Annotated in this window: 29 protein-coding genes; 9 read left to right on the top strand and 20 right to left on the bottom strand. The window is 36.7% G+C overall.

The features are described 5' to 3' along the window. Position 1: 1 nt before the first annotated feature. Genes ACOXY8_RS00465 through ACOXY8_RS00455 form a run of 3 tightly spaced genes read left to right on the top strand, consistent with a single transcriptional unit; the run spans position 2 to position 3145 of the window. Positions 2–520 (top strand): PH domain-containing protein, encoded by a 519-nt coding sequence (locus tag ACOXY8_RS00465; RefSeq protein WP_458329586.1) that lies wholly within the window; start codon positions 2–4, stop codon positions 518–520. Positions 521–578: 58 nt separating this feature from the next. Beyond that, complete coding sequence (locus ACOXY8_RS00460) at positions 579–2021, top strand: PH domain-containing protein (RefSeq protein ID WP_458329585.1); 1443 nt, start codon at positions 579–581, stop codon at positions 2019–2021. Between the two features lie 23 nt (positions 2022–2044). Continuing rightward, complete coding sequence (locus ACOXY8_RS00455) at positions 2045–3145, top strand: AMP-binding protein (protein WP_458329584.1); 1101 nt, start codon at positions 2045–2047, stop codon at positions 3143–3145. On the opposite strand, the gene ACOXY8_RS00450 is transcribed toward ACOXY8_RS00455, so the two are convergent. From ACOXY8_RS00450 to ACOXY8_RS00435, 4 genes are all read right to left on the bottom strand, one after another. Beyond that, positions 3142–3750 (bottom strand): 2OG-Fe(II) oxygenase, encoded by a 609-nt coding sequence (locus ACOXY8_RS00450; protein ID WP_458329583.1) that lies wholly within the window; start codon positions 3748–3750, stop codon positions 3142–3144. The two genes, ACOXY8_RS00455 and ACOXY8_RS00450, sit on opposite strands and share 4 nt — an antisense overlap. A 111-nt stretch (positions 3751–3861) precedes the next feature. Next, entirely contained in the window at positions 3862–4659 is a 798-nt protein-coding gene (locus tag ACOXY8_RS00445; RefSeq protein ID WP_458329582.1) for an XRE family transcriptional regulator, read from the bottom strand. Positions 4660–4721: 62 nt separating this feature from the next. Next, positions 4722–5438 (bottom strand): hypothetical protein, encoded by a 717-nt coding sequence (locus ACOXY8_RS00440; RefSeq protein WP_458329581.1) that lies wholly within the window; start codon positions 5436–5438, stop codon positions 4722–4724. A gap of 89 nt (positions 5439–5527) precedes the next feature. Beyond that, a complete protein-coding gene (locus ACOXY8_RS00435) occupies positions 5528–5812 on the bottom strand; it encodes a hypothetical protein (RefSeq protein WP_458329580.1) in 285 nt (94 codons plus the stop codon). A 116-nt stretch (positions 5813–5928) separates the two neighbouring features. On the opposite strand from ACOXY8_RS00435, the gene dinB reads away from it, so the two are divergent. After that, positions 5929–7128 (top strand): DNA polymerase IV, encoded by a 1200-nt coding sequence (gene dinB / locus ACOXY8_RS00430; RefSeq protein WP_458329579.1) that lies wholly within the window; start codon positions 5929–5931, stop codon positions 7126–7128. Between the two features lie 153 nt (positions 7129–7281). Then, complete coding sequence (locus tag ACOXY8_RS00425; RefSeq protein ID WP_458329578.1) at positions 7282–8445, top strand: hypothetical protein; 1164 nt, start codon at positions 7282–7284, stop codon at positions 8443–8445. Between the two features lie 46 nt (positions 8446–8491). Here the strand turns inward: ACOXY8_RS00425 and ACOXY8_RS00420 are convergent, their stop codons facing one another. Beyond that, a complete protein-coding gene (locus ACOXY8_RS00420; protein WP_458329577.1) occupies positions 8492–9085 on the bottom strand; it encodes a riboflavin synthase in 594 nt (197 codons plus the stop codon). Between the two features lie 154 nt (positions 9086–9239). Between ACOXY8_RS00420 and ACOXY8_RS00415 the strand changes: the two genes are divergently transcribed. From ACOXY8_RS00415 to ACOXY8_RS00405, 3 genes are read left to right on the top strand one after another with little or no spacing between them, the layout of a single operon-like run. Further along, entirely contained in the window at positions 9240–9905 is a 666-nt protein-coding gene (locus ACOXY8_RS00415; protein ID WP_458330089.1) for a protein-L-isoaspartate(D-aspartate) O-methyltransferase, read from the top strand. Between the two features lie 38 nt (positions 9906–9943). Continuing rightward, the gene (locus ACOXY8_RS00410) at positions 9944–10468 is read left to right on the top strand and encodes an acyl-CoA thioesterase (protein ID WP_458329576.1); all 525 of its coding nucleotides are present in this window, start codon (positions 9944–9946) and stop codon (positions 10466–10468) included. After that, positions 10461–11018 (top strand): hypothetical protein, encoded by a 558-nt coding sequence (locus ACOXY8_RS00405; protein WP_458329575.1) that lies wholly within the window; start codon positions 10461–10463, stop codon positions 11016–11018. Before ACOXY8_RS00410 ends, ACOXY8_RS00405 begins: the two co-directional genes overlap by 8 nt. A gap of 103 nt (positions 11019–11121) precedes the next feature. Here ACOXY8_RS00405 and ACOXY8_RS00400 read toward each other — a convergent pair whose 3' ends face one another. From ACOXY8_RS00400 to ACOXY8_RS00340, 13 genes are all read right to left on the bottom strand, one after another. Then, on the bottom strand, positions 11122–11955 hold the full coding sequence (locus ACOXY8_RS00400; protein ID WP_458329574.1) for an IS3 family transposase: 834 nt from the start codon (positions 11953–11955) through the stop codon (positions 11122–11124). After that, positions 11952–12386 carry a transposase gene (locus ACOXY8_RS00395; RefSeq protein WP_458329573.1) on the bottom strand — a complete coding sequence of 145 codons (435 nt, stop codon included), beginning with the start codon at positions 12384–12386 and terminating at the stop codon, positions 11952–11954. The genes ACOXY8_RS00400 and ACOXY8_RS00395 overlap by 4 nt, the downstream gene beginning before the upstream one ends. A 113-nt stretch (positions 12387–12499) precedes the next feature. Continuing rightward, entirely contained in the window at positions 12500–13651 is a 1152-nt protein-coding gene (locus ACOXY8_RS00390) for a tetratricopeptide repeat protein (RefSeq protein ID WP_458329572.1), read from the bottom strand. Positions 13652–13701: 50 nt separating this feature from the next. Further along, positions 13702–16239 (bottom strand): DNA gyrase subunit A, encoded by a 2538-nt coding sequence (gyrA, locus tag ACOXY8_RS00385; protein ID WP_458329571.1) that lies wholly within the window; start codon positions 16237–16239, stop codon positions 13702–13704. Between the two features lie 96 nt (positions 16240–16335). Then, positions 16336–17319, bottom strand: coding sequence for a hypothetical protein (locus ACOXY8_RS00380; protein WP_458329570.1), 984 nt, complete (start codon positions 17317–17319; stop codon positions 16336–16338). 123 nt (positions 17320–17442) lie between these two features. Then, positions 17443–17967 carry a hypothetical protein gene (locus tag ACOXY8_RS00375; protein ID WP_458329569.1) on the bottom strand — a complete coding sequence of 175 codons (525 nt, stop codon included), beginning with the start codon at positions 17965–17967 and terminating at the stop codon, positions 17443–17445. A gap of 199 nt (positions 17968–18166) precedes the next feature. Next, positions 18167–19594 carry a COG3014 family protein gene (locus ACOXY8_RS00370; RefSeq protein WP_458329568.1) on the bottom strand — a complete coding sequence of 476 codons (1428 nt, stop codon included), beginning with the start codon at positions 19592–19594 and terminating at the stop codon, positions 18167–18169. Between the two features lie 8 nt (positions 19595–19602). Continuing rightward, on the bottom strand, positions 19603–20193 hold the full coding sequence (locus ACOXY8_RS00365) for a penicillin-binding protein activator LpoB (protein WP_458329567.1): 591 nt from the start codon (positions 20191–20193) through the stop codon (positions 19603–19605). A gap of 50 nt (positions 20194–20243) precedes the next feature. Continuing rightward, positions 20244–20897, bottom strand: coding sequence for a ribulose-phosphate 3-epimerase (gene rpe / locus ACOXY8_RS00360; protein WP_458329566.1), 654 nt, complete (start codon positions 20895–20897; stop codon positions 20244–20246). Positions 20898–20995: 98 nt separating this feature from the next. After that, positions 20996–21589 carry a hypothetical protein gene (locus tag ACOXY8_RS00355; protein ID WP_458329565.1) on the bottom strand — a complete coding sequence of 198 codons (594 nt, stop codon included), beginning with the start codon at positions 21587–21589 and terminating at the stop codon, positions 20996–20998. Between the two features lie 9 nt (positions 21590–21598). Then, positions 21599–23248 carry a S8/S53 family peptidase gene (locus ACOXY8_RS00350; protein WP_458329564.1) on the bottom strand — a complete coding sequence of 550 codons (1650 nt, stop codon included), beginning with the start codon at positions 23246–23248 and terminating at the stop codon, positions 21599–21601. Next, positions 23235–23939, bottom strand: a complete 705-nt coding sequence (locus ACOXY8_RS00345) for a hypothetical protein (RefSeq protein ID WP_458329563.1) — start codon at positions 23937–23939, stop codon at positions 23235–23237. Before ACOXY8_RS00345 ends, ACOXY8_RS00350 begins: the two co-directional genes overlap by 14 nt. A gap of 85 nt (positions 23940–24024) precedes the next feature. Further along, complete coding sequence (locus ACOXY8_RS00340; protein WP_458329562.1) at positions 24025–24348, bottom strand: thioredoxin family protein; 324 nt, start codon at positions 24346–24348, stop codon at positions 24025–24027. A gap of 86 nt (positions 24349–24434) precedes the next feature. Between ACOXY8_RS00340 and trpF the strand changes: the two genes are divergently transcribed. Next, positions 24435–25037 (top strand): phosphoribosylanthranilate isomerase, encoded by a 603-nt coding sequence (gene trpF / locus ACOXY8_RS00335; protein ID WP_458329561.1) that lies wholly within the window; start codon positions 24435–24437, stop codon positions 25035–25037. On the opposite strand, the gene ACOXY8_RS00330 is transcribed toward trpF, so the two are convergent. Further along, positions 25034–25900 (bottom strand): lysylphosphatidylglycerol synthase transmembrane domain-containing protein, encoded by an 867-nt coding sequence (locus ACOXY8_RS00330; protein WP_458329560.1) that lies wholly within the window; start codon positions 25898–25900, stop codon positions 25034–25036. The two genes, trpF and ACOXY8_RS00330, sit on opposite strands and share 4 nt — an antisense overlap. Continuing rightward, positions 25884–26825: a glycosyltransferase family 2 protein gene (locus ACOXY8_RS00325; protein WP_458329559.1), complete on the bottom strand. Its 942-nt coding sequence runs from the start codon at positions 26823–26825 to the stop codon at positions 25884–25886. The genes ACOXY8_RS00330 and ACOXY8_RS00325 overlap by 17 nt, the downstream gene beginning before the upstream one ends. Positions 26826–26897 lie beyond the last annotated feature (72 nt).

The raw sequence follows: 26897 nt of genomic DNA, 5'->3' as shown, positions 1-26897 counted from the left end.
CATGTTCGAAAATGATCAAATAGATGACTCAGAGCTCCCGAAAATAGAGGAACTTAACTATACAAAAATAAAGAAGGGATATCTATGGATGTCCCTTCTTATATGGGTGCTCTATTCTGTTCCAGTGCCCGTTATTCTGGCAATTATTGCAAACAATACTGATGAATTTCCGCGAGAAGCTCAGCTTTATGCGAGTTTGGGATGGGCTGCACTTATGCTTTTTATTTTAGTTGAAACGATTCTGTCCTATTTCAGAAAAGGGTATGCATTGCGCAAGCATGATATCAGTTACCGCAAAGGTTGGTTTTTTAGAAGTTTGCTATCCATTCCTTTCAATAGAGTACAGCATTGTGAAGTAAAGCAAGGACCAATTGAAAGTTTGTTTGGAATGGCATCATTGAAAGTATTTACAGCAGGTGGAAGTGGCAGTGACATGAAAATCCCTGGCCTCAGTCCCGACAAAGCAAAATCATTACGCTCTCATATCACAAACATTGTCTCAGACATCACAGAAGATTGATTACTCCACCCCTACTCGACAGAACTCGATAGGCGTACTACTCATGTTATTAAATAACTTGAGGAAAGCAATCGGTGTATTTATCCCATTAATCTATTTCTTAGGCAGAGATCTAGATTTCAGCATTTTCTACATAATGCTGATTATTGGTATTTTCCTTTTGGTTCTAGTGTTGTTCCTGTCCTATTCATTTATAGAATACCGGAACTTCCTTTTTTATATTCAAGATGGGCAATTTGTATTGCAGCAGGGTGTGCTACAAAGAACTCGTCTAAGCATTCCCATAGAGCGGATTCAAAGCATTCACCTCAAGCAGAATATCTTCCATAGGATCTTTAATATTACGGCATTAGAAGTTGACAGTGCAGGCTCCAAATCATCTGAATTAGAGATTAAGGCCCTAAGTAAGCCTTACGCCAGAGGCTTGAGAGATTTCCTTTATGAAATCAAAGATGAATTACTTGAAGCTGAAAAAGATCCTGAAACAGAAGGAATCGAGGAAGTGGTAAAGCCTGAGCCACAAAAAGCTAAAACCCTATTAAAACTAAGCCCAAAAGAAGTCTTTCTAATAGGTATTAGTGAAAATCATATCAAAACAGGCTTTGTGGCCTTAGCTGTAATATTTGGCTATGGGCAGCAGTTAACTCAATATGTGGAAGATCAAGTAGATGAATATGTGGCAGAATCTACCAACCTGATAATGCAATCAGGCATTAGCCTCATTGTAACCTTAATCATCATCTTTTTATTGTTAAGCGTTCTTTTAAGTCTGATACGCACATTCCTCAAATTCTTCAACTTCGAAGCAACAACGGACAGTAGAGGGTTAAAAATTCGATCAGGTTTATTATCAATAAAAGAGTATCAAGTACCTCAAAATAAGATCCAAACAATCACTTGGTCAAGTAATCCTTTAAGGAAATTATTAGGCTTACGAACCATTCAAATTGCCCAAGCCTCAAGTGTAGCAGAAGATAAAAATAGCCTTGTAGAAATACCAGGTTGCAAAGCGGAATCAATACAAACCCTGTATCACGATTATTTCCCAGAAACATTGGGAGAAGCAAGCGCACACTATAAACCAGACCTGTTTTTACGATATCGGTTCATCCTGTTCAAGGCCTTTATTCCTTCAATTATCTTTGCTGCATTTGGTTTCTTTCTCCACCCTTGGATATATGCAGTCGCAGTAATCTGGTTAGTTTTAGGCATTATAGTTTCAGTTAAGTATTATCAAACTTTCCTTTTGAGAATTTATCCTGAAGGGTTGAAAATTAGTAAAGGCTGGATTTTTCCAAATACGGTTGATTTAAAGTTATTCAAGGTTCAAAATGTAGAACTAACACAAAGCATATTTCAGGAGCGGCGCGATTTGGCTACGGTGGTAATTCATACAGCATCTGGATCATTTGAAATGCCGTTTCTTAAGAAGTATTACGCACATACATTGGCCAATTTTCTATTGTATAAGATAGAAACCTCCAATAAAAAGTGGATGTAAATGTAAAAACCTAGCAAGCAGTTTTGGATAAAAGTGAATCATATGGATTTGAATTTAAAGGAGAGATACTCACTAAAAATGGTGGAATTAATCCTTTAGAATTAATTAATCCTAAGCTCGCTAGAAGCACTAAATCGCGGGAGATAATTGATGCACTTGCCTTTGCTGCTGACTGGTATTCAGGCAAATTAACATTTGAACTAAAAACCTCTGGTAGCACTGGCAGATCCAAAACCATTGTAGTGACTAGAGCACAAATGATTGCCAGTGCACAAAGTACTATCAATGCATTGCATTTAACCAATGTCGACCATTCTCTACTCTGCTTAAGCACTCAGTACATTGGCGGAAAAATGATGATGGTAAGAGCAATGGAACTTGGCAATAAGTGCACAATTGTTCCAAGTCAAAAAGATCCATTAGTTAAATATCCAACTCAACATAAGTTTACTTTTACCGCTCTTGTGCCTACACAATTGCAAGAAATTTTGAAAAGAGAGAATGGCATCGAACAATTGAAATCATTCAAAGCAATACTTATTGGAGGTGCAACTATATCGCAAAATATAAGAGAGTTATGCATTATTCATAAACTTCCAATTTGGCAAACTTTTGGGATGACAGAAACGGTGTCGCATATTGCTCTTAGAAATTTAGGTAATGGAGAGACCAATTATAAATGCATGGAAGGCATCGAAATTGGAACGGACAAAAGAGGCTGTTTATGGATCGAAGGAGCAATTACAAATCACACTAAAATCCAAAGCAATGACATTGTCGAATTGATAAGTCCGGCGGAATTCAGTTGGATTGGTAGATACGATAATGTAATAAACAGCGGTGGAATAAAGCTTTATCCTGAGGAAATAGAATCAGAAATTTCAAGCCTAATTCCACCAAATCTTTCCTATTTCATTTATGGTTTAGATGATCAAAAATGGGGACAAAAAGCAGTGCTTTTCTTAGAAACAAAGGAAGCTCCGATGGATTTATTAACTCAAATTAAGACGGTTATTGGCTCCATTAAATGCCCAAAGGAAATCATATTAGTTGATGAATTTGAAAGAACCACAAACGGAAAAACTCAACGAAAACAGACTGTTGAGAAAGCACTTGGCAACTAGAGCATAAAAGTGTCATTCCTCATCCAACCTGTAATACTATATCGATCAGTTTTGGTTGGCAGAACCTCATGAGGAATATCTGCACTTCTGAAGCAAACAAAAGTCCCAATTACAGGAGCAACATCAAGAGCAAAACTACCATCAGGATTATAAATTCGCAGCATTCCTTCATCCTTAGACTGCCAATCAGGATTCAAATAAAGAATACAGCTTATAATTCGATGCCTTGTTTTGGCATGTTGATCCAAATGTGATTTGTAGAATGAAGCGGGAGGATATACAGCATAATGCGCTTCAAAACCATTAACAGAAATAAAAAGAGCCTCATTCAAATATTCTCTCAAAACAGAGATTTGCTCCCAATATTTTCTTTGAAGCTCAGTAAGATTTGCTTCTTGAAGCCACAATACTTTATCCCCACGTATTTCAGGAGCCAATTTAAAGTCTTGTCCACGACCAATGCCAGCACTACGGAATGCACCTTCTTCAAAAAGGCTTTCTTGTTCCACCCGCAATTCTTGACAAAAAGAATCAGCGAAATAATTATTGATAACAGCATAGCCCTTCTCAGCGAGGCAATCTGCAATGTGTTCGTTTATATCCATAAAATGATTGCAAATTTAGCTAATTTCAATTCAGAAGAATTAGAAAGCTATTAAAATGAAAAAAGCCTTGAACGAGCAAAGCTTTTGATTCTTAGTGATCCAATAATCTTATCACTTTTTATCTTTCAATTTGATCACATCTTGCTGTAAGCTCAAGACGATTCCAGTGAGTTTTTCTAGGCTAATCTCCTTTTCAGATTCTGGCTCTGGAAAACTGGAGCTAATAAAAACCTTTGCTTCCCAAATTTCCATAATATCTTCTAATTTAACATCATAAGGCGTGTAACTTTGATTATCACTTACAAGAAAGAGTTTCCCATTCTCGGCACCATAATTAAAAACACGCTTATAAACTACACCTTCATCTTTGGTAATAAGCACATAGGTTTTGCCACTTTTCACATCCTGCCATTGCTCTACATATTTGCCTACCACTATGGTTCCAGACTGCAAAGGAAGCATGGAGTCACCATTAATCTCGAAGGCTCTGTAAGTACCTGTTCCATTAAGAGTTGGGATCTGAAATTTGGGAAGGTCTTCCAAGTATTCAGGATCTGCATATCCATTCAAATAACCCGCCGCAGCCTTTTGAGGCACCAGCTCAATATTCTCTCTATCTTGCTTGTCAACAGTAATAGAAAGCACTTTCACTGAAGTTGAATCTTTTACAATCTCATCACTATGCCATTTGTCTTCTGGTAAATTGCTAAAATCCTTTGCCAATAATGCATCTACGCTAAAGCCAAACAAATTAGCCATGTTTTGAAGATTATTAAGTCTTGGATCAGCGCGACCTTCCTCATAAGCACCAACCAAAGATCTTTTTATCCCAATTTTTTCAGCAAATTGCTCTTGAGTAAAACCTAGCTTTTTGCGAAGGAATTTAATGTTATTGCTTAAAATGCTCATTATATTAGTATTTCGACAATCGATTTAGCAAAATTTGAACATTTTAGCAAATCCATCATCTATTAAAGTTCTACATCAATATTTATCTTATTAAAATATATGGTTGTTAATCCTTCAAATGCTGAGTCGGTACCAATTATCAACCAAAGATTTCCATTAGCATCGGTAGTAGCTTTGAAAGGATTATCCAAATTGTTACGATTTATCAATTCGTATTCTGTCTTATCATCTCCTATTGCAATATCTCCAATTACCTCCATCTCTGACCCACCTTGTGACTGTTGACCTTTCTCAACATTTATTGCGTAATAATCTCCAAGTAGTTCTACTTTGGGTTCCTTGTCTACGGCACCTACTTTTAAGTAAACAGAGCTACCTGGTGACCCTCCTGCTCCAAAGCTATTGGAAGCATATTTCGATGCAATTTCCAAATCAAATGAAATTGTATATTCACTATTAGGTCGTAAACCAGTAACACTATAATACATGAACATAAACATATCATCACTGCGATTATGTCCAGATAGCTTGAAGCCATACTGACTGCTTGGTAGAGGAGCTGGAAGTTGCGATCTGCCAGATTCAAACTCCATAAGGTCTTCTTGTGGAATTTCGTAGTCGCTATAGTCTGCTATCCAGCCCATATTCCCCGTTGCATTGGACGAGAAATCCATTCGCAATTGTACCGTAGATACTGGGTTGGGTAGTTCACGGGTACATGACAGTAATGTCAATCCTAAAACCGTTAGTAATAAAGTTGTTTTCAAAACGTAGGTCATATCTCCAAATTAATTTTTGACGCAAATGTAATCGATTTGATTATTTCTGGTCAAACGTAAAACCTCCCGCTTTATGTTACTTTAATTTTCTATTTGCGGTTTCTAAATAGATAGATTCGCTTTTGCTGGCTTAGATCCTTACCGTCCAATGAATATAAATGAGCTTGCAGTCCATAAAATGGATCTGTAGAAATTATTTTACCCAAATCTTCAGTGATTTTATTCACCACTTCTTTGAGCGTGTCTCCTGGCTCTGTTAGCATATACCCATACCAGTTTTCTTCTGCTTTTGCTGTGAAACTGAATTTCACTTGGCATCTGCCTGAGCTTAATTTTCTTGCCTTAAGCTTCAATGAATTGTTTTCTATGTTCATGACTTTAGTATTTAACTACTTATTTTAGCATTTATGATCATAAAATTAGTAATAAGATTTTTAAATACAAATTAAAACTAAAATATTTAGTAATTTTGTGAAAAGAGGAGTTAGATATGTTGGAGCAAAATATTTCGCGCACAATTGTTCATATGGATTTGGATGCATTTTTTGTATCCGTAGAATGCTTACGTGACTCTAGACTGAAAGGGAAGCCATTGATTATAGGAGGAAGCGGCGACCGTGGTGTGGTAGCCTCATGCAGCTACGAAGCGCGACGATATGGTGTGCGCTCAGCTATGCCCGTGCGACTTGCTTTACAGCTATGTCCAGATGCGCTAGTAATATCTGGCGACATGGATGCCTACAGTAAACATTCGCGGGAGGTTACGCAGATTATTGCCGAAAATGCCCCTTTATTCGAGAAATCATCAATTGATGAGTTTTATATGGATATCAGCGGTATGGACAAGTTTTTTGGCTGCTACCAATGGGCAGGTGAGCTCCGTCAAAAAATCATTCATGAAAGTGGACTGCCTATTTCCATGGGCTTATCTATCAATAAGTTGGTCTCCAAAGTTGCTACAGGGGAGTCGAAACCTAATGGATCCAAACATATAGAAAAAGGCATGGAAAAGGGTTTTTTAGCTCCTTTGCCAGTAAATAGAATTCCAATGGTAGGCGAAAAAACCAGCCGATTCCTGTTTGATATGGGCATACGCACCGTAAAAGTACTAAGCGATATGCCTGTAGAAATGCTCGAATCTGTATTGGGTAAAAATGGTATCCTACTCTGGAGACGTGCCAATGCTATAGACGAAACTCCCGTAGTGCCATTTACCGAGCAAAAATCTATTTCGACAGAATGCACTTTCGATTCGGACAGTATAGATACGAAGATGATGCGTTCACTGCTTACAGCTATGGCTGAGAAACTCGCTTACAAACTGCGCAGTAAACAAAAACTCTGCTCATGTATTGCTGTAAAAATTCGCTATGCCAATTTCGATACTGAGAGCAAGCAAATACAAGTACCCTATACCTCATCAGACCAAACAATTATTCGCTATGCACATGAGTTGTTTGAGAAGCTATTTCCGCGCCGTATGCGTGTTCGACTTATTGGGCTCCGCTTGAGCAATTTGGTTCATGGTAACTATCAAATCAATCTCTTTGAAGATACCGAAGAGATGATCAAGCTATACCAAGTAATGGATAAACTACGCAGCAAACACGGACCTGATGCCATAGGCAGAGCCGTGACGCTAGACTTAAACCCAAGGATAAAGAGGGATAATAATGCTTTTAAGGGTTGAAGCAACATTAATTCAAAAAGTAAACCACTTACTAACTCTGTTATGCTCACAACCTATTTATTTAATTTTATACCAATGAAAAATAGGAAGCAATTTCTTATACCTACTTAAACTATTTTATTACTTTAGCCATCCTTAGTCAAAGACACAAGAATGAAGACCTTTATATTATTAACATCAATCAGTCTGCTAATTATTGGCTGTTCTATCGAAGAAAAGAATACACCTATTGACACATCAGAAAAAAATGTGACCCTCCAAATTACAGATTCAGTCCGAATAGAATATCTAGGCACCCTAGCATTGTTAGATGTATCTGAGGAGCATGAGAAAATAATGCTATATGACAGAGCCACAAACAAGATTGTGCTGAGTGATATGCAGGGTATAATTCTTAATGAGTTGCAATTAGAAGGCGACTCGCCAAACTCCTATGGCAGAATGTTAGGGCCAGGGAGATTCACCACAGATGGTAATATTTTTATAGTCGGCATGAGAGGCTTTTTCACCTACAACTTAGATGGTGAAGTACTGAGTAGTAAAAAATTACCAGAAGACTATGATATATTTATGACTTCTACAAATCAAAATACTAAACTAATACCAAATCAAGGAAAATTCATTACTGCCTATTTTGATTTCAAGGGGAAGCAAAACAACCAAGTCGAATATTATCAGCAACTAACTACTTTAACAGAACTTGATTCATCGGAAAATACACATTCTCCATTTTTAAATATTCCTGCAGAAAGTAGATTAAGGGATGGTTTAGGCTATGAAATTCCTGATATTCAACCCTATTACACTATACACAATGGTAAGCTGCTAGTCACCTTTGGTTCAGAAGTCAAACTTTATGAGTATGACCTTAATACATATGATTTACAGGATATTAAAGAGCTAAAGTACCAAGAATTCTACCCTAGCCAAGGAGAAGAACTAAGTAAAAAACAACCTGGCTCCATCAACTTTTCGTCTGAAGATGGCTCAACCAGAAACATTCTAAGTACGGGAGAAAACATCCTCTTACTATACTACCCGGGCTTCAGTCAAGTAGATAGAGACCGAATAGCTCAACAACAAGCGAAAGGCGATCAAAAAGAACTTTCGGCCTTATACCAAGAGTTGGGAAAAAAATATGGCAATAGAATTCATATTTTAGATAAAGATGGAAATTTCCTTACTGATTTAGACAATGAGAATGATCTAAATATATTTAGCGGCTTAGCAAAAGGCAGGGATATCTGGTTTATCAAAAATATCAATCTGGAAGAAGAAGAGGATTTTTTCACACTTTATAAAACTCAGGTAAAGTAGCCCAACCCTCTTACGCTTAGTAAACTTGAAAAAAGCGAGAGGATAATCAATGCACTCGCTTGCTCATCATTTTTTGGATATACTTGCCCACGATATCGAACTCTAGGTTTACACTATCACCGGTTTTCAAAGCATGAAAAGTGGTATGCTCCCAAGTATATGGAATGATGGTCACTTTGAAACCATCCTCCCGCACATCAAAGCAGGTAAGGCTTACGCCATTAATAGTGATGGAACCTTTCTCCACGATTAGATGACTCTGCTCTCCTATCAATTTAAAATCTATCAACCAACTTCCATCTCTATTTTCGATACTTTGCACCTTTCCAACAGTATCTACATGACCTTGTACAATATGCCCATCAAAACGGCCATTAGCTGACATACATCGCTCAAGATTTACTAAATCACCTATGGCTACTTCACTCAAATTTGTCTTTTTCAACGTTTCCTCTACAGCCGTTACAGTGTAAGAATCTTTGCTAATATCCACTACAGTAAGACACACACCATTATGACTCAAACTTTGGTCAATTTTTAACTCATGCAAAAAGTTACAAGCCAAAACAAAATCGGTATTGCGTCCTTTTGATTTAATATCTAATACTTTGCCTAAACCCTCAATTATTCCAGTAAACATAATTTCAATTTTATCAATAAATAAGTAAGCAAAAAAAGAAAATAGCTCATTCCAAATCGGTATTTCTGCAAAAGAACATTACAAGGGATACAATGTTCAAAACATGCAAAATTTGACTTTCAAAGCCGAAAATATACTATATATTTGACAAATGATGCTTATTCAGGAAGATAGTTACAGGCACCGAGGTTTACGAAAGACATTAGTAAAAACCATCAAAGAAAAGGGAATAAAAGATCCCGCTGTATTGAATGCCATCGGCAAAGTGCCCAGACATAATTTTTTCGACCCTGCTTTTGTAGAGCATGCCTACGAAGATAAGGCATTCCCAATTGGCGAAGGGCAAACAATTAGTCAACCTTACACAGTGGCTTTTCAAACAGAGTTACTCAACTTGAAGCCCGGAAGTAAAGTCCTCGAAGTGGGAACAGGCAGTGGCTATCAAGCCTGTATTTTACTCGAATTAGGATGTACAGTTTATACTATTGAGTATAACAAGAAACTTTATGAACGTACACGTAAATTCCTCCCAAAGATGGGCTATAGACCGCATTTCTTTCAAGGAGATGGTACTTTAGGCTTACCTCAATTCGCCCCATTCGATGGAATAATTGTCACTGCAGGAGCACCCTTTATACCCAAAAATCTTATTGAGCAATTGAAGATTGGGGGTAGGTTGGTGATACCTATTGGTGATCGATCCTCCCAAACGATGATTTGTCTTCATAAAGAATCAGACACTAAACTTAGTAAAGAAGAATATCATAATTTCAGTTTTGTGCCTTTATTAGGCAAAGATGGCTGGGGACTTGGCGCCTAAGCCAAGCTAAATGGCTATATTTGTAAAAAGAAATAACTATGCCTCCAAAACAAAAAAGACCGCAAGATTCCTACACTATAATGACGGAATTAGTGCTTCCCAACGATACCAATACCTTGAATAATTTGATGGGAGGACGTCTTATGCACTGGATGGATATAGTTTCTGCCATTGCTGCACAAAAACACTCCAACAGAATTGTGGTAACTGCTTCAGCAGATAATATCCATTTTGGCAAGCCGATCCAACTAGGCAATGTGGTTACATTAACTGCCAAAGTTACAAGAGCATTTAGTTCATCCATGGAAGTACATGTAGAAGTAAGTGCTGAGGATATTCCTAGCGCCAAGAAATTCACTTCGCACAGTGCATTTTTTACATTTGTTGCTGTAGATCAGTCTGGTAGACCTATAGACGTTCCGGAACTAATACCTGAAACTGATCAAGAAAAAGAATTATTTGCAGGAGCATTGAGGAGAAGACAATTACGATTGGTTTTGGCAAAGAGAATGAAGCCGGAAGATGCGACAGAATTAAAATCAATATTCAAGCTGGATGAATAATAGAGAAGAAATTAACATTCATTTTTTAGGTCAATTTATTCAAGAAGGGATTTACGTATTACCTGAAGAACAAATTGTTTCTATGACCTCTATCATTGAAGAAAGGCGGGAGGAAAATCCACCTGTCGCAGATTTAGCTCAATCTGAAGAAATTATTCCTAAACTTCCTCAGATTGGAGAATTTCGAAAGCAAGTATTAATTCTGGTAAACAATCCTCAAAGCGATGGAATCACTGAGGAAGAAAAAGATTTTTTTAATAAACTTATTCCAGCTATAAAACTCACTTGGCCGGATGTAGCAGCAGTTAATATTAATAGTCTTGTAAATTATAAGCAAGATTTACAAGATTTCATTAATAGCTATGATTATAAATTCTTGTTGGCATTTACAGGTAAGCTTCCCACCTTGAAATTTAGTATTGATGGAAATTTATTTGAATCAATAAAGTCAGCAGGTAAGATTCATTTAGTATCTAATCCAGTAAGTGAACTTAATCAAAGCAAAGCTCTGAAAGTAGGTCTGTGGAACGAGTTGCAGCGGATTTTTTAAAATTTAAGCCTTAACAACTTATTTGTGTCTCGTCCTAAATAAGCGATACAGTTTTACAAGGATAAATAATAATAGCCAATGGGTCATGACCCATTGGCTATTATTATTTATAGTTTTTGATTTTTATTGTTTTCTGTCTGTGCATTGTGTTTGGTGTTTTCATAAAACAACTTAAATGAGGCCTTTCTACATTATAGATATAGATAGATTGATCCATGAGTTTCTGCATTAGTTTTAGGTCACCTGTTGTAATACCTAGGATAAATTCGTGTTTCAATATTCCATTGACTCTTTCAGCAATGGCGTTTTGGTAAGGGTCATAAGTTTCCGTCATGCTACAAGCCACCTTGTGTTTACTCAGCAGCTCTTGATAGGTGTCACAGCAATATTGCAAGCCTCTGTCAGAATGATGAATAAGTCTCTCTTTGGGACACACACGCTTTTTAAGTGCCTGTTCCATTGCAGATACTGCTCCTGATGCATCTAGACTCCTTGATACATTGAACCCCATTATTCTTTTGGAATAAGCATCAGTAACCAACGACAAGTACATTGGGCTGACTCTGGTGCCGATATAGGTAATGTCAGACACCCAAACCTGTTCAGGTCTATTAATCTCTAATGATTGGATCAAGTTTTTATGTTTCCTGAAACGATGGTGAGAGTTCGTTGTAATATGATAGTGTCTTTTAGGAGTGATTTGAAGGTTATTGGCCTTCATAATAGCAAACAATCTATCTCTGCCAACCCCAAGAGGCTTTAGCTTTTCTTCTAGCAGATGATATAGCTTCCTTGTGCCCAAACGAGGCATTCTCATCCGGACTTGTTCGACCATCAGCACCACATCAGTGGCTATTTGCTGCCTATTCCTTTCTTTACTAATACTGCGATAGTAAACCTGCCTACCAATCCCGAACAACCTACAGGTGGCCGTCAAACCTTCTTTTTGCTCGACTTTGAATCGATCAATTGTTCGGGTAAGGACTTTTTTCTGATAGGAATTTTAAACTCCTCCTCAGCAATGTCTATCATCATATCAAAGAAAATCACTTTCTTATCTGATGTTTCGGCCCGCTTTTCAAGTTCCTTTTTCTGCTTTTCAAGTAAAAGCACTTTTTGCTCTAGTTCTAAAATTCGTTGATCTTTTGATTTAGGCATCCGCATAGTTGATTTGTTCACCCAATCAAAACTACCAAATTTTCTCAACCAATTACTAACAGTCGAGTGGGACTGAATACCATACTTCCTGGCCGCGGCCTTTATCCCTAACTCTCCCTTTTCGATCTCGCTAACTACACTCAATTTAAAAGCGTAACTGTAGTCGCGTTGGGTACGCTTAACATACTCTGATTCATTCTCTTCTTTCATAACATTACTTTTTATGTAACGCTATTTCAGGACGGGACATTGTTTAAAATAAAAAAATCCAAATCGGAATACCGATTTGGATTTTTATTATGTTCAAGATTTTAAGGCAAATTTTAGTTACCTCCACCCATTGCAGCAATTTTAGCAGCCATTGCTTCTGATTTTTCTGTCATACCAAGTTGGGCATATACAGTTTGTAAAGTTTGGGCTGCAGAAATATCATCAGCAGTAATTTGATGGGCTTTTTCCAAGTATGGCAAAGCTCTTTCAAATTCTACTTTAGCTTTAGCTTCTACTTCTTTTCCTTTTGCTTGATATTCATCCAAGTCCATTGCGTTAGCTTCCCCAAGTATTTCAACGGCTCTATTATAATAAATTGCGGCTAAGTTGAAATTTGCTTCAAAATGGTCTGGCTTAAGTTCAATCACTTTTTTGTAATTAGCTTCAGCTTTGTCAAATTCTTCCTGATTATCATAGATGATCCCAATATTATAAAAATACAACTCATTGGTTGGGTCATTTTTAACAGCAGCTTCCAAGCTCCCAAGTGCTTCATCCAATCTATCAAGCTCTACTAGTATATTAATTTCTTCTCTTGCCAAATCGATGTCATTAGGGAAAGCTTCTTTTGCTTTTTTTACCGTAATCAATGCTTTTTCATTATCCTCCAAATGAACTCTTTGCATGTAGATTAGAGATCTGTAAACATCCAAATCTTCATAATCCATCTCAACTAGTTTATTGAAATTTTTTAAAGCCAGATCATTATCATCAGACTGTTGTGCAGCAAATCCACCAAACAATAATGTTGTTGTATCATTGGGTTGAATTAATGCAGCTTTCTTAAAATATGACGATGATTCTTCGTATTCGCCCTCATTAAATAATTCTGCTGCTTTATTAAAATGAGCTCCCCAAAAAGAATTAAGACCTTCTGTAGCTAAAATGTAATAAGTACTATTCTCATTTTCACTAGCAATTATTTTCTTAAATCCTTCGAGTGCTTTATCAAAAGCATCAGATTTCATGCTTGCATATTGCGCATCATCAGATGTTGCAATAGCCTGATAAACTTGAGCCATTGTATATAAAGTCCTAGCAGCATCTTTTGTTTTCTCATTGGCTTGAGCCTCATCAATAGCTTCTTTCGCAGTTGCAAGGTCTCCTTCTTTTAAAGACCTTTCTGCCTTGTTTACATTAGAATTCTGAGCGAATGCCGAAAAGCTAATGAAACATACAAATAAATAGGTGATTAATTTTTTCATAACAGTTTTGATTTCAGTAGAATAGGTTTTTCAAAATTGGTTTAAGTAATTTATGATTCTTGAGTGTTATCATTCGTAGGGTTTTCTTCACCTCCCGCGTTTTCATCTTCAACTTCAACCTCTACATTCTCAATTTTTTCTACAGATGAAATTATATCATCTTCATTGAGTCTAATTAGTCGAACGCCTTGGGTAGCTCTACCCATCACTCTTAAATTTGAAACAGCAAGTCTTATTAAAACGCCTGAACGATTGATAATCATCAAATCATCAAGATCAGATACTTCTTTTATTGCTACTAGATTTCCGGTTTTCTCAGTGATATTCAAAGTTTTCACTCCTTTTCCACCTCTTCTTGTAATCCGGTATTCATCAATTGCAGAACGTTTTCCGTATCCTTTCTCTGACACAACCAACAAATTTGATTCCAAATTGCTAATGCACACCATGCCAACGACTTTGTCATTTTCATTAGCTAAAGTTATTCCTCTCACACCAGCTGCATTTCTTCCCATTGGCCTCACATCACCCTCGTTAAACCTAATTGCACGGCCCGATTGTAGAGCAATAACTATATCATTAGAACCGTTAGTAAGCTTCACTTCTAAAAGCTGATCACCTTCATTAATAGTGATCGCATTAATACCATTTTGTCTTGGCCTTGAATACGCTTCTAAAGTGGTCTTTTTAATTGTACCCTTCTCGGTACACATAATTAGGTAATTATTGTTAATGTAGTCTTCATCTGCAAGTGTTTTTACATTAATGAAGGCTTTTACTTTATCATCTGGTTCTATATTGATCAGATTTTGAATTGGCCTACCTTTAGATGTTTTACTTCCTTCAGGTAATTCATAAACTTTCTTCCAGAATACTTTTCCTTTTTCTGTGAAAATCAGAATATAATTGTGAGCCGTAGCTACGAATAGGTACTCTGTAAAATCATCATCCTTTGTAGAAACCGCCCTTGAACCAACTCCACCTCTACCTTGCACTCGATAATCAACCAATGGTGTTCTCTTTACGTATCCATGATGGCTGATTGTGATAACCATTTCATCATCAGGAATCATATCTTCTATGGAAATATCATCAGAGCTGTGAACAATATCCGTTCTTCTATCATCTCCAAATTTATCTCTTAGCTCAGTTAATTCATCCTTAATGATATTCATTCTCAAACCTTCATCTGCCAAAATAGCCCTATAATGTTCTATTAAAGCCATTATTTCAGTATACTCAGCCTGAATTTTTTCTCTTTCAAGTCCTGTAAGCCTCTGCAAACGCATATCTAAAATTGCGCGCGCTTGGATTTCGGTTAATCCAAAATTAGCAACTAAGCCTGCTTTTGCTTCATCTCCATCTCTGGAAGCTCTAATCAGTTTTATTACTTCATCAAGATTATCTAGAGCTATTAAGTACCCTTCGAGAATATGAGCTCTTTTCTCTGCTTCATTCAAATCATATTGTGTGCGACGAACCACTACTTCATGACGATGCTCAACAAAATGATGAATTAGCTCCTTGAGATTTAATGTATGCGGGCGGCCTTTTACGAGAGCCACATTATTTACACTAAATGAATTTTGTAATTGAGTGTATTTGAATAAATTGTTTAAAACTATATTTGGAATAGCATCTTTCTTAAGTTCATATACGATTCTCAAACCATCTCTATCAGACTCATCTCGGAGATCAGATATACCTTCAATTTTCTTTTCATTAATTAACTGGGCAGTTTTCTCAATCATATTTGCCTTATTCACCATATAGGGAATTTCGGTAACTACAATCATCTCACGACCAGTCTTTGTGGTCTCAAAAGTAGATTTAGCTCGAACAACCACTCTACCTCTACCTGTTTCGAATGCTGACTTTACTCCTTGGTAACCATAAATAGTTCCTCCAGTAGGAAAATCTGGCGCTGTAATATGCTCCATCAATTCAGGGATAGTAATTTCTCTATTATCAATGAAGGCTACTATGCCATTGATAACTTCTGTTAGATTATGAGGAGCCATATTTGTGGCCATACCTACTGCAATCCCAGAAGTACCATTCACTAATAAGTTTGGGAGCTTTGCTGGAACTACTGAGGGCTCTTCGAGTGAATCATCAAAATTTGGCTTAAAGTCAACTGTGTTTTTGTTGATATCATTAAGCATTTCATCCGAAATCCTTTTGAGCCTTGCCTCTGTATAACGCATTGCTGCAGGACTATCACCATCGATTGAACCGAAGTTTCCTTGTCCATCTACAAGCATATATCTTAGGGACCATGGTTGCGCCATACGCACCATCGTATCATAAACAGAAGAGTCACCATGCGGGTGATATTTACCCAACACTTCACCGACAATTCTAGCAGATTTTTTATAGGATTTGTTGTAAGTGACACCAAGTTCAAGCATGCCGTAGAGCACTCTTCTATGAACTGGTTTTAAGCCATCACGAACATCAGGAAGGGCGCGGGAAATAATAACCGACATTGAATAATCAATGTAAGCTCCACGCATTTCATCTTCAATATTAATGGGGATTATGTTGTCTCCCGCACTTTCAAATTCTTCGTTTTCTTCTTTCGCCATTTTTGTTAATTCAGCCTTAGGAATAAGCTGGCAAGTTAGCTAAAATAGACGAAAATTCCTTCTTAAACTTAGTCTTTGAAAGGCTTTAATTAGCCTCTAATTATCATATCTGGACTTTTGCTTATAAGCCTCACCATATCTCAGGGTTTGCTTTCTAAAAATAGAAACTCCTCTAAATTCTACACCACTGTGATGATGCATATATCGAACATTACAACTTGAAATTGGGCATCTTTTAACAGCAGGATATTTAAATCTCAATCCAAACTGGATGCCATAAGAAGGGGTATTCACTGTGTATGTTGGAATATCTGTAAGCGTTATTTTATATGAACGTGATTCTACAGCTGGTCTTATAAATAATGCAGAATAAATCGAGAGATTGTATTCGAAATTTAATCCTAGATTAGCCATATTTTCAGACTCGAAACCTTCCTGAGCAAAGCCCTTCCTATAATCAACTTTCCCATATTGCAAATCTGCTGCAATTGTATAACGGCCATAATCGATTATTTTAGCTCCTAGCATTACAAAATATCGTCTAATTACTCCCTTATTGCTCGCCAAGCTTATATCAGTTATTTCAGTACTAGACCCTTTCATACTCATATTTTCTGGAAAAGAGATAAACTCCTGAGAAGCTCCGAATCCGATTCTTATTCTATCCAATGCAGTATAATGAATAGATAATTGTATTGGAACACCGCTACCAATTCCTTTGTATGCCATAGAAAGTGTGTCACTGTGAATAAATTGATCATCACTTACTCTTTGAATATCCTCAAGCCGTTGAGGGTTACCCAACCATTGATCATAGCCAAATATGTTGGAGGAATTTTGCTGACTTCCTAAAGTCAAATAAGAATTAGTAGGTTGTTTCAGGATGGCAAAGTCAGATAATTCTGTTTTATAATTTGTAAATGTATAACCACTAGATAAGCTGAATGTAAAAAGACTTGCAATGGCTCTAGCCTTGCTTCCTTCCCGAATGTATTGTACATCAGGGTTTAGAGGGTTTTGCGCTATTGAAAAGAAAGATGAGAGTAGTAAAATTAAAATTAATGAAGCCCTGATTTTCATTGAAAAAAATAAATTAATGGGATACTTAAATATATAAAAAATGCTCTTCTTTCAAAACCTTCTTTAATTCAAACGAAAAGAGGGACAAAATAGTCCCTCTCTCATCAAAAATTAAAAATATGATTACTCACCATCTTCAGCTGTATCTTCTTCGTCAGCATTCTCAGCTACAACAGCTGCCATTATCACATCCAGCCTTGCTTTCACATCAGCGTCAGATTTAATTAACCTATTGACCTTGTTGTAGATAGGAATACCTAAAATTTCATCATTCGTTACTAATGACTTTTTAAGCTCTGTTACATCTGTCATTATAGCCAATTCCATATCGCGAAGTCCATTATATTCGGCCATTTCTTCTTCCGTCACCTCTAGTTCAGCTAATTTTGCTTCATCTTCACCAGCACCTTTAATTTCCACATATCTTCTCCCACCATTCATCAATTCTGCATCTCGTAATGCATCATTGAAATCGGCAGTTTTGGATTTCAGAACTCTCTGTACAGAATCCTCCACTATAGCATATTTTCTTAATTCTTCATCTGTCACCTCTTCTACCTCATCTTGAGCGCTAGCAACTCCAGTAAAGAAAAACATAATTAATAGGCCAAACAGCACTGATTTACCTGTAAAGTTCATTGATTTCATAATAGTTAAGTTTAGTTTTAGGCTAATGTTTTCAAAAAACAAGTTCCAATTAAAAACATATTTCTCCGCAATCCAAACAAAAAATAGACCAATAGAGAATTTTATTGATAATCTTTCTCGAAAGTATACCTCAGATAAAAGAATAATTTCTCTGCCATTGCCCTGCCAATAAAAATGCGGGAGGTGAAAACTAAAATACTTATTGGAAGTAAGAAGGCATTTTATTTTGATGCTCTAGTGAATGAAAGGAGTGAAAATAGGTTTCCCCACTTGTGCCAAAAGCTTTAATTATGTGCTTTTGATTTCTACCATTTACTGCTTTGGTATTAAACTCTATTTCATTCTCTCCTTGCTGTAATGGTAGTCTTGAATAATAAACGCTATGAGGTAAACTTTGCCAATTTCTAGTGTCTGCCTTCTCCGATGCAGCATTTATTAACCCGATAATAGCACCTATGTTTTTGTCCTCCTTTTTCATTTGTTGCTCAGCTACTTTCTTTAAAGCAACTCTTAAAAGCGCTTTCCCGAATTCAGCAACCATTCGTTGTTCTAAAACTTTAAATGCAATGGCATTGATATCTGAAACTTTATCCAATTCTGCAGAACCTAAAGCACCATTCAATACAGCAGATTCAAATACAGTTGATCTTTCAACGTATTTGGGAAAGGCAACTCTAATTACTGAAAGTGCCGCCAAACCATTTTTCTCTTCTTCATCTACATTATTGTCGAGGTAAAATGGGAAGTCCCACCCATATTGCTCATTGGTAAAATTCACATAGCCTCCCGCCCCTTCCACTACTGCAAAGTTGATACTCCATTCAGACTTTACAGGCCCCAATCCATTGTTCCAGAAAAAAACCATTTGCCCACCATCTCCAACTTTTCTTGGTTGGTATTTCACTCCTAATATTCTTTCGTATCTCTCCTTTTCATCATCAAAGCCATTCAATGCCGCCATATGTAATAAGTCTTGCTTCAATTGATTGGGAACTTGTACATTGAATAATTCAGAATAATCATCTAAGTAAATATCAACAGCATTTCTGTAAGCAATAAATGCATTATTATAGTCTTCGGATGCATCATAACTAATGCCCATCATCAAATGACTAAATGCATCTCGCTTATATTTCTTATCGGAATTTATCTTGTCCGATGCCTCTTGTAACTTCAAATTCAACCGACGGCTTTCAACTAGTGCGGCTTCGTAATTTCCCAGCTTTAGGTAGTTGAGGGATTTATAGTAGTGGATAAGTAATACTTCATGAAGTTCGCCTTTATAAGTGATTACATTTGGATTGCTAACCAAGGCTAAGGCTTCTTGCAAATAATCTGTTTGGTAATCTTCCACCATCAGATAAGCTTCTTCGAAAAGCTCATTACTCAATTCGTAGTTACCCAAAATAGAATTGACTGCTCCTCTATTGAGAAAATACAACAAGCGAGCTCTACCTTCCCTTAGCTTCTTGTCATTTGCTAAGGCTTGGTCGGCAGTAAAAAGTTGTCCTTGTTCGAATTTTGAATTAAAAGCCTGATAGCGCTGATAAAATGTTGCACAGCTACTTGTAAAAACAAGTAGCATAAGCATCATTAATAATGCAGCAACTTTTTTCCAGGCTTTCATTTTCAGAATTAGTTAACAACGTACTTCTTGATTTTTTTCTCGCCTACCCATACCATTTCATTGGTTTCGATATTGGTTAGGTCAAGATTAATTTGATAAAATCTTACTTGACGTTTGCCTTCACGATCGATAATTGAATTGAGAGTACCAAAGATCATAAAGTCCGCACCCAATTCACGTCCCCAGCGCTTTTGACTTTCTGGCGATGAAAATTCCTGTTGATCGGCTCTTTCCTCCCTCAGTTTTTCACGGAACACAGCATTCTGAACTACTCGGATGGCTCCAGTATTGATAAACTCACGTTCCATATCTCTAATGAAAGTTTCACTTTCGATATGTTCAGTGCTTCTATTCGCAATATTACCTACAATAATTACAGGCTTTCTATTGTGTGTAGCTTCAAATCTAGCTAACCATTGTCTGCTCAGCACATCAGAGATCATCTCTTGAGCGACAAGTCTAGAGTCAGTATCATTCCACCTACCTGAGAGGTCAATTTGTTGATCTGGAGACACCCTAGTCACCGTCTTACGGTTACATGATATCAGAACGGCACTTAGAAAAAGTACCATAAAAAGGGATTTGAAGAATGCTTTCATTGCTTAGTAATTATGATTTGAACTTTCTTATTCAAATCCCCTGCCAAGCCTTATATAGACTTCAATTCCGCTATGGTAGCAGTTGGATTTGCCGAAGAAAAAACAAAATTACCTGCAACTAGCGCATCTGCGCCTGCATCTTTGAGTAAGCGGGCGTTTTGAAGGTTGACTCCACCATCTACTTCGATGAGTGCTTGGCTGTTTTTGCGAAGAATCAATTCCTTGGCCTCTTCCACTTTACGAAAGGTATTTTCGATAAATTTTTGCCCACCAAAACCTGGGTTTACAGACATGATTAGAACCAAATCGATATCGGCAATAATATCTGATAATAAGCTAATTGGATTATGAGGATTAATAGCGACACCTGCTTTGCAACCGAGGGATTTTATTTGCTGGATTGTACGATGTAAATGTTTACAAGCTTCAATATGAACAGCTATTTGCCAAGCACCAGCATCTTTGAAAGCCTCTAAGTATTTCTCTGGAGACTCAATCATCAAATGCACATCAAGTGGTTTCTGAGCATGCTTGTGAATAGCTTGGCAAACTGGTAATCCAAAAGAAATATTTGGTACAAATAGGCCATCCATAATATCTATGTGTAGCCAGTCTGCATCACTTGCATTAAGCATTTCTACTTCACTTTGAAGATTAGCAAAGTCTGAGGCTAGGATTGAGGGAGAAACGATAATTGAACTCATGTCGCAAATATAAAAAGGCAAACATGAATATCTGAGATAAATATAGAAAAGAGAAAAGATGGCTAAACAATAGGCAATATGAGCCTAAAAAAGGTATTTCAATTTTTTAAGGCATCAAAAGACAGATGGACTATAAATGAAAGTACATCATTTTCGGAAACCTCATCTACAGATTCTATTTCGACGAAGTACCGATTGTAGGCAAAAATAGAAACAATAGAGGATTTCTCCTTTTTGTGAAATTGATAATTTCCCGAAATCGACTTCGTATCGAATGGCAATACAACTGTTTTCAATTCGTCTGTATCAGAAGCAATAATATTTTCCACTCGTCTTTTTCTGTTGTCGAGCAGCACATCTGTTTGATTCATATCAGATAGGCGAAAAACGAATGATTTTCCTTTTTCACTTTTGTACAGACAGCTGTAACTGGTGTACATCTCGCCAGCCATTGTAATTTCCTTTGGATTGTTTACCTCAGTTCGGGAATACTCGCCCATTTGCTTGATAAAAACAGGCGGGAGGACAAGTCCATTGGACAGCACTGGGTCATTTTCTAATTCTACCACTTCTGGGTAAAGCTGCTTATTTAATTCTTCTGCAACTCTTTCTAGTTTTTGCGAAGCTGTAGGTCTATTACAAGAGCTTATGCATAATGTAATCAATATGAATATTAGTCCTGTAAATCTCATTTTCACCCTTTATTTTCTAATCAATCGAAGACTGATGTGTTTTTTACCTTCACTTAAATTTACAATATAAATCCCTCTTTGCAGATTACTTACATCTAATTCTGTAATCACACTTCCATTTTCAGTTTGGAAGTTTTCCCTATTTAGAGTTTTTCCTTTAAGGTCAACAATTGATATTTCAACATTAGAACTTTTCCTGAAAATTGGTCCAGTACTTACAGTTACTCTATCAAAGGCTGGGTTTGGAAATATTAAAATTCCTTTATCTTTTACTTGCTCTGTGCTAGTAATTATTAAGGATCGAGCTCTTTCATAGTCTGGAATACCATAACCATAATCATTATCTGGATTTTCAAATCTGTCACCAGATTTACGAATTATATCTAATAATTGAGCATTGCTAAGCCAAGGAAATTCCTGCCACAAATTAGCCACAAAACCTGCCATCACTGGAGATGAAAATGAGGTTCCTGTAGTCGAGGTTCTGGTACCATTATTACGCAACAAAAATGTGCCATTTCCTAATGCAGAAACATCCGGCTTAAGTACTCCATCTGCATTTGGACCACGGGAGCTAAATCCGGCAATTGTTCCCGAAGCATTTGTAGCACCTACGGCTAATACATTAGGAACATCAGCAGGTGTAGCAACTATATTCCAAGAACTCCCTCCGTAATTACCCGCACTATTCACCAAAAACATTCCTTTGGTAAAGGCTATTTCCGCTGCCCGAGCAATTATACTGGTTTTACCATCCATTTGTGCAGTTGTATAATTCATCGATGCTAGGGTCATTCCATTGGAGTAACCTAATGACGTATTAATTACATCAACTCCAACACTATCCGCTCGTTCTGCAGCGAAAAGCCAATTGTATTCCTCAAGCCATGTTTCCCAGCGGCTATCTTCTGTCACGAACAATACGAAATCAGCATTAGGGGAAGAACCAACTAATAATTCTGGTGAATTAGCAGCAATAATTGAAAATACTTGAACACCATGAGAAAAACCAACATTCACATCCCTTTGGTGTATAGCAAAATCATAAGTATCAAGTATCTTATTATTCTGGGTGAGATGATTATAAGCACTGATATCTGCATAGCCACGAAAGCCATCATCAAAAACTCCAATGATAATTCCTTCACCAGAAAAACCATTTTCATGCATTAACTTGATATTATGTAAATTCAATTGATCGTCAATACTCTGACTTCTGAATATATTTTTAACTGAACTTAGATTGATTTTGAATTTGGCATTTTCACCATCATCAATTCTCGCTCCCGTCAAATTTCTGGGAGGGGCTACAAAGGAAATAGAATCTACAAAAGGCAAAGCAGCTATAGTCATCATATCCGCCTGTGTAGCTTCTACCAATAACCCATTCATCCACTTTGTAGTGTAATATGTCAACACATCCAAATCCTTAATTTCTTGCACATAGGCCGGATCAACAGGTAAATCTTGTGTATTTACTAAAGCACCACTCTTTGATCTACGAGCCAATGATCTTTCACTCAAAAAGGATTCAGGTTCATCCACTGAAAATGGTGTATTGGTCTTATCTTTGAAAAAGACCATGTAATGACCATCCTGAGCAAATAAACCAAAAGGAAATAAAAATATCAGAAATAGTACTCTTTTATAGCTCACCATATCCTATTAGTCTCATTTCAATAAATCTACCACTTTCTACAATTTTTTGACCCAAACATTCCGGCTTACTACAATATTTTAAGGTTTCATTATATCGGTGTATCATGCCAATTTCCGCTGAATATACTTCATATCTAATGTCACGAATAGTAAGTTCATCATCATCCTCTTGTTGTAACACTTTTACACAGTTGGGCAAACTTAAACTACTAACCGGTGGACTATAGCTATCGAAAATTTCTGTAATCATATAATTTTCTGCTACTCTATTATTCAAGGCATTTCCATCCCAAGTTTTACCTACACTAACTGGAAATACTAACTTGATAAATGGAAGGTTGTTCTCAACTTGTACTGAGCGCAAAACTGGTTTCGTATCAATTCGACTAATCCAAAGTGAATCTAAGTTCCATTCTTCATTGGCTCCAGTCCTAGAATATCTTTTCAATTCAAATGATTTTCCACCTTGCATATTTTGAAACTCCTGCCCTATCTCTTCACGAATTTGATAAACTCTGGTTTCTATATCTGTACTAGTAAAATAGATCTTTTCTGTGACAACAAAATCTCTGTAACTGCCTGAAGTTAAAGGAAAATAATTTGTATCTAAATTAATTGGTTCGGTTCCATCAGGTTCTTCAGTACAAGCCAAAACTCCGCAAGTCAAGCAAAAAAATAGTGCAAATTTCAAAAAATTAGCCATAATAGCATATACGGGTGAAAAACTCCTTTATAGATGCAAAATAGAAAAATAAATGATTCTAAAACGAATCAGCTTATTTAGCAATTAACTTGTCAAGTAATTCCACTATTGTTTCTTCTTTCTCTGTGGAGATACTTTCAACCAATTTCCCATCTTTGAAAATAGCAAATGTTGGTAACTTTTTTAGTTCTGCCAATTTTGATGCTTCTGGACTAGTTTCTGAATTCACATCCAAAAATTTTATTCCTTCGTAGCGTTCATCTGAACTCAATCTTTTAAACTTCGGCTTAATTATTTTACAGATGTCACACCAGTCAGCATGATATTTTACTACTACTTTTTCGTTATCAGTAATTTTTGCTTTAAAGTCCTCGTCGGTAACTAGTTCTATTGCCATTATATCTTAAAATGTATAAATGTATCAGAAATGATATGGAGGTCAACAATATAATCTTTTAATTTGTTCGTAAATTCAAACAAGGCATGGCATTAAAGACATTTGTGAAAATTAGTGACGTAAGCAACCTTTCAGACGCAAGATATTGCGCTGGAATGTTAGTTAATTATATGGGTTTCAATATTGACTCTTCTAGCTCTAAAGCAATCAATGTGGATGAATTTACAGCGATTTCATCTTGGCTGGCTGGTGTTGACTTTGTTGGAGAGTTTATTTCTGATGATGCTACTCAAATAATTGAAACTGCAAAAGCATATGATATTCAAATAGTAGAAACCATCCACCCGCAAATTGTGGCTCAATTAAAAAATGATGGTCTTTCTGTTATTCTCAAAATTTCAAATGACTCCGTTCCTAAATTACTGTCTGCAGACAACCTAGCATCGGATTATATACATGTTTACTCAAATGATTTTGATGCAGAAATAGATTTAGATCAGCTTGGTAAATTGAATGAAAAATGTCCAGTATTATTAGGCTACGGCATTACACCAGATAATATTATCGAGCTGGTAGATTCCGGAAATATCAGCGGCATAGCAATGGCGGGAGGTGACGAGATCAAACCTGGCTACAAGGACTATGACGAACTTGCTGATATACTGGAACCACTTGAAATCGAAGATTAAGAAGTTGGCTCAGCCTTGAGCATTGCACCTATCAGTGAGCTAATTGCTGTAATCACAAAAAATAAAAGACTAAAGGCTACAGCTGTGTTTTGATCAATTCCTAAATAGGAATGACCCAGCACAAAAACTAATTCACGAGCACCCACACCTCCAATCGTAAAAGGCAAAACCGCCACCACCGAAGAAACTAAGAACAACAGCATATATGCTGGAAACAAAGAATCTACACCTAAACTCACCAAAATGAAAAGCGCGCATACAACCTGAAATCCTTGTACACCGAGGGATTGTAAGTTACTCTGGTTTAAACTTTTAAAGAAAACTGGCAGGATGAGTTTTACAGCAATATACCAAACTGGCAATAGACCAATTAAACCCAGCCAAAGAAGCCATGCAATATTCCAATCCACAAATATTGGATAAATGGATGGAAAAAATGCGAAGCAAATAGCAAGAAATAAAAGTGCAATCAGGCCACTAAAACGATCCATCAGGCTAGCTTGAATTAGTGGCTTTACCGGATGATTATAATGTTTATTCAAAAGATAAACTTTGTAACCATCGCCACCGATCCCTCCTGGTAAAAATAGGTTATAAAACATCCCTATGTAATACACTTTCAGATTATAAAGCTCAGGCAATTGGAGGCCGGTATCCCTGAAAAAGATATTTAATCTTAATGCACTTAGAATTTTTGAGAAATTAAAAAGTGCAAAAGCAGCCAACAGCCAAAATGGCGAAGCGCTTTTGAAAGTAGCCCAAGTTTCTGCAGGATCTATTTTCCTGAATACTATCCACAGTGCTACGCCAGTCAAAACTAGCTTTAGCGTGGTAGTTAAAAGTTTTTTAAGCCTTGGCTTCACCGTTGAATACTTCTCTTACCACATACGTTTTCTTGGCTTGGGATTCGAAATAAGTCCGCATCATCAATTCCATGGAGATACCTATTGTGATAAATTGAATCCCTGCAAAAAGTAGAATGGCTCCTAAAATCAATATTGGTCTGCCCCAAATATCAGCACCACCAATTTTAATAATCAGAAGATAAAGATTTATCAAAAGGCCTAAACCAAAAAACAATAAGCCAATTCCGCCAAATAAGTGCATTGGTCTACGGAAATACTTTTGGAAGAAAAGCATCAATAACAAATCTACAATAACCTTGAAAGTACGGTTAATGCCATATTTCGATTCGCCATGAATTCGTGCATGATGGCGTACATCTACTTCGGTCATTTTAGCACCTTGTGCCGCAGCAAGAACAGGAATAAATCGATGAAGCTCACCGTATAAACCAAGATTTTTGGCAATATCAGATTTATATATTCTCAATGAGCAACCATAATCACTCAAATGGACATCAGTAGTATTTCGGATAATCCAGTTCGCAATTTTGCTAGGAAATTTTCTTAAAATAAAGCCATCTTTTCTATTAGCTCGTCGGCCGGCAACTACATCCCAATCATCACTTTCCAGCTTTTGAATCATTGCAGGAATATCGGCAGGGTCGTTTTGCAAATCGCCATCCATCGTCACAATATATTCGCCAATAGCGTAATCAATTCCAGCCATCATTGCAGTACTTTGGCCATAATTCTTGCGAAAAATCACCAACTTTGTATGCACATTTGAAGCGGCTTTGATTTTAGCGACTGTTTTATCTTTGGAGCCATCGTCCACCAATATCAATTCGTAGTCGATGTCTTTTAAAGCAGTATGAACTTGTTGGATTAATGGTTCGACATTATCCTCTTCATTATAAACGGAAACTACAACGGAGACCTTCATTTGAAAATTTTATGATGCAAAGAAATACAGAAGCTTGGCAAAATCACAATTAATTTAAAATTTGCCAGCAAA

The organism is Peijinzhouia sedimentorum (assembly GCF_049340005.1).
Classification (GTDB): domain Bacteria; phylum Bacteroidota; class Bacteroidia; order Cytophagales; family Cyclobacteriaceae; genus CAXBDP01.
Note: the sequence above shows the minus strand (reverse complement) of the source record. Positions and strands in the feature narration are given on the sequence as shown.